Origin of the sequence: Aeromonas sp. QDB68 (assembly GCF_027707405.1) — a bacterium.
Lineage (GTDB): Bacteria > Pseudomonadota > Gammaproteobacteria > Enterobacterales > Aeromonadaceae > Aeromonas > Aeromonas caviae.
In genome coordinates this window covers 1-2,926 of sequence record NZ_JAPCIQ010000176.1, presented here as the reverse complement: position 1 = coordinate 2,926, position 2,926 = coordinate 1, and the positions used below count along the sequence as shown (strand labels likewise).

The 2,926-nt window shown below is 50.7% G+C and carries 1 protein-coding gene; it reads left to right on the top strand.

Annotated elements, in window-relative coordinates; genetic code table 11:
• Positions 1 to 2,850: Tn3-like element IS3000 family transposase (locus PG892_RS21915; RefSeq protein ID WP_270825861.1), on the top strand; the 2,850-nt coding region annotated here is incomplete at its 5' end.
• Between the last annotated feature and the right edge of the window lie 76 nt (positions 2,851 to 2,926).

Below are 2,926 nucleotides of genomic sequence, written 5' to 3'. Positions count from 1 at the left end.
GTACTGCTGGGCTATTTCAAAGCCAAGCCGGTGGTGCTGAATCCCGGCTTTCATCAGATCAAGCAGGACCTCAAATACGTTTATCAAACCGTTCTACCAGGCCCAGGCTGTAGACCCTTTAATCTCACGCCAAAAGAGAACGAACGGATTTACCAACGTGTTTTCCAGCTCTGCAACTACCAGCGCTGGAATGTCAAAGACCATGGAGCGGCGTTGAGAGATTACTTATCCCAGCAAGCCAGAGCCTGGACAGCGCCTAGGCACCTCTTCGATGCGGCCATTGAATATTGTTCGGGGCAGAAGATCGCAATCCCTGCCTACAGCACGCTGCAAAAGATCATCAGTCAGGTGGTGGGAGACGAACAGGAACACATGGCCGCGCACCTTGAGCGTGCAATGTCACGCGGTCTTAAGCAAGCACTGGCGGAGCTCGTGAACGGCACAGGTCCACTGCCGTTCCGACAGTTGCGACAATCGGCTCGTAACTTCACCGGAACCGAGTTGGAGAAAGAACTGATTGTCTATCGCCATATCCAGCATTGGATGCCGGAAGTGGATCTGCTGTTGAGCACGCTATCACTGTCGCAGAAAAATCTGCAACACCTGGCAGAGAAAGTCGACTACTACGGTGCCAAACTGAAACGTCAAACCGTAGGCAGCCAATGGCTGTATTTATTGTGCTATCTTCAAACGCGATGGCAGCAAGCGCTGGAACGTATTGCCGATGGCTTTGTGCATCATGTCAGACAGACCAAACAGAAGGCAAAGGATTATGCGCAGGAAGCGGTGTTTAAGGATTGGCAAAAAGCAGCTAAAAATGTCAGCAAGGCAGCTGAAGTACTGCACCTGTTCATTGATGACAGCATTGATCTGCAACTACCGTTTGCAACAGTAAGACAGCAAGCACTGAGCCTGCTGACCAAAAGGGATCTGGAATCTGTATGTCTCTTCCTGAACGAGCAGCGACGATCGGTCGATGAAGCCATGTGGCAGTACTGCGACGAGAAAGAAAGTCTGCGGAAAGGTTTGCTGCGAGAGTTGTTCCTATGTCTGCGCTTCGAAGGCTGCGACGGCACCCAGCACTTAGCGGCCGCCTTGGCGAAAACACAAAACGAACTCAACGGCCAGGACGCTCAGTTGCAAACTGCCGACACCAGACTCCTTTCCAAAAAATCACGTGAATTCCTGCTGGATGGTGAAGGGAATATCCTGATCGATCGTTATGAGTGGTTCCTCTATCAACAGATTCCTGATCGCCTGAATGGCCAGCTGACGCTGCCTGATATCACTAAATACCGGGCACTCGACGCCGACCTGATCGACGGGGAACATTGGCGAAAAAACAAATATACGCTGCTTCAACAGAGCCATTTTACAAAATTAGCGGAGGAGCCTGAAAAGCTGATCAAACAGATGGCCATGGAATTGGATACCCGTTTGTACGAAGTCGGCGAATATCTTGAACAGGAAGACAACCGGAATATCATCTTGCGTAATCCGCAGGGTAAACGCTTCTGGCGCCTGCCTTCGGCCAGCAAACATCATCTGGTCAACAATCCCTTCTTCCAGCAAATTCCCACAACGGGGATTGCGGATGTACTGCGCATGGTTGATCGTGACACCGGTTTCATTGACTGCTTCGCTCATGTGCTGGGTTCCCAATCCAGAAGCCGTTCCCATGAATATGACCTGTTGGCAATTCTGGTCGGCAATGCAACCAATCAAGGCATTTACGGCATGGCACAGATCTCTGATCGTACCTATGATCAGCTCAGCACTATCCAGGCGAACTATCTTCGCCTGGAAACATTGAATGCTGCTAACGACAACATCAATAACGCGACAGCCAAGCTACCCATCTTCCGGTACTACAACATCCAGGAAGATGTGATCCACGCCAGTGCCGATGGTCAAAAGTTCGAAGCCCGGCGCGAGACCTTCAAAACCCGTTATTCGTCGAAGTACTTTGGCACTCAAAAAGGTGTTTCTGCCATGACCTTGATCGCCAATCACGCTGCGATCAACGCCAGAGTGATCGGCGCCAACGAACATGAATCGCACTACATCTTTGATTTGTTGATGAGCAATACGTCAGACATCATTCCGGATGTGCTCTCAACCGATACCCATGGGGTGAACCATGTGAACTTCGCGTTACTGGATCTGTTCGGATACCAGTTTGCCCCACGCTATGCCCAGGTTGGCAAAGTGATCAATGACATGTTTGATGTCAAGGAAGACAAAGAACACCGAATTCAGCTGTGCTTAAAAAAGCCAATCAATACCCATCGTATTGCGCAGCACTGGGATACCATCCAACGGATTGCAGTATCACTTAAGCAGCGGAAAACAACGCAAGCCACCTTGGTGAGAAAGCTCTCGGAGTACAAGCGCAATCACCCGCTGCTGGAAGCCCTGACGGAATACAATCGCCTGGTGAAAGCGAATTATCTACTGTGCTACATCGATGATGCCAGTTTAAGAAACTATGTTCAGCGCGCGCTGAACCGGGGAGAGGCCTATCACCAACTGCGTCGGGCCGTGAGCAGCGTCAATGGGGATCAGTTCCGGGGCAGTTCAGACGAAGAAATCCAGCTATGGAATGAGTGCGCTCGCCTGGTCACCAATGCCATCGTTTACTTCAACTCCAGGATACTCAGCCAGCTGTTGACCAGCTTCGAATACCAAGGAGATACCAAGAGAATAGATATCGTCAAACAGGCATCCCCTGTGGCCTGGCACAACATTAACCTCAAGGGGACTTACCACTTCGAATTGAGCGAAAAATTGCCAGATCTGGAGGAGCTTATGCGCTCAATCGAGGGATATTTACCCGTCAGCGAAAAGTAATACCCCTCTGGAGGCCACGGACGGCGCGGCCTCCAGAGCACTTTGTCGTTTTTGGACGGAAAATCCCTAGAACCCC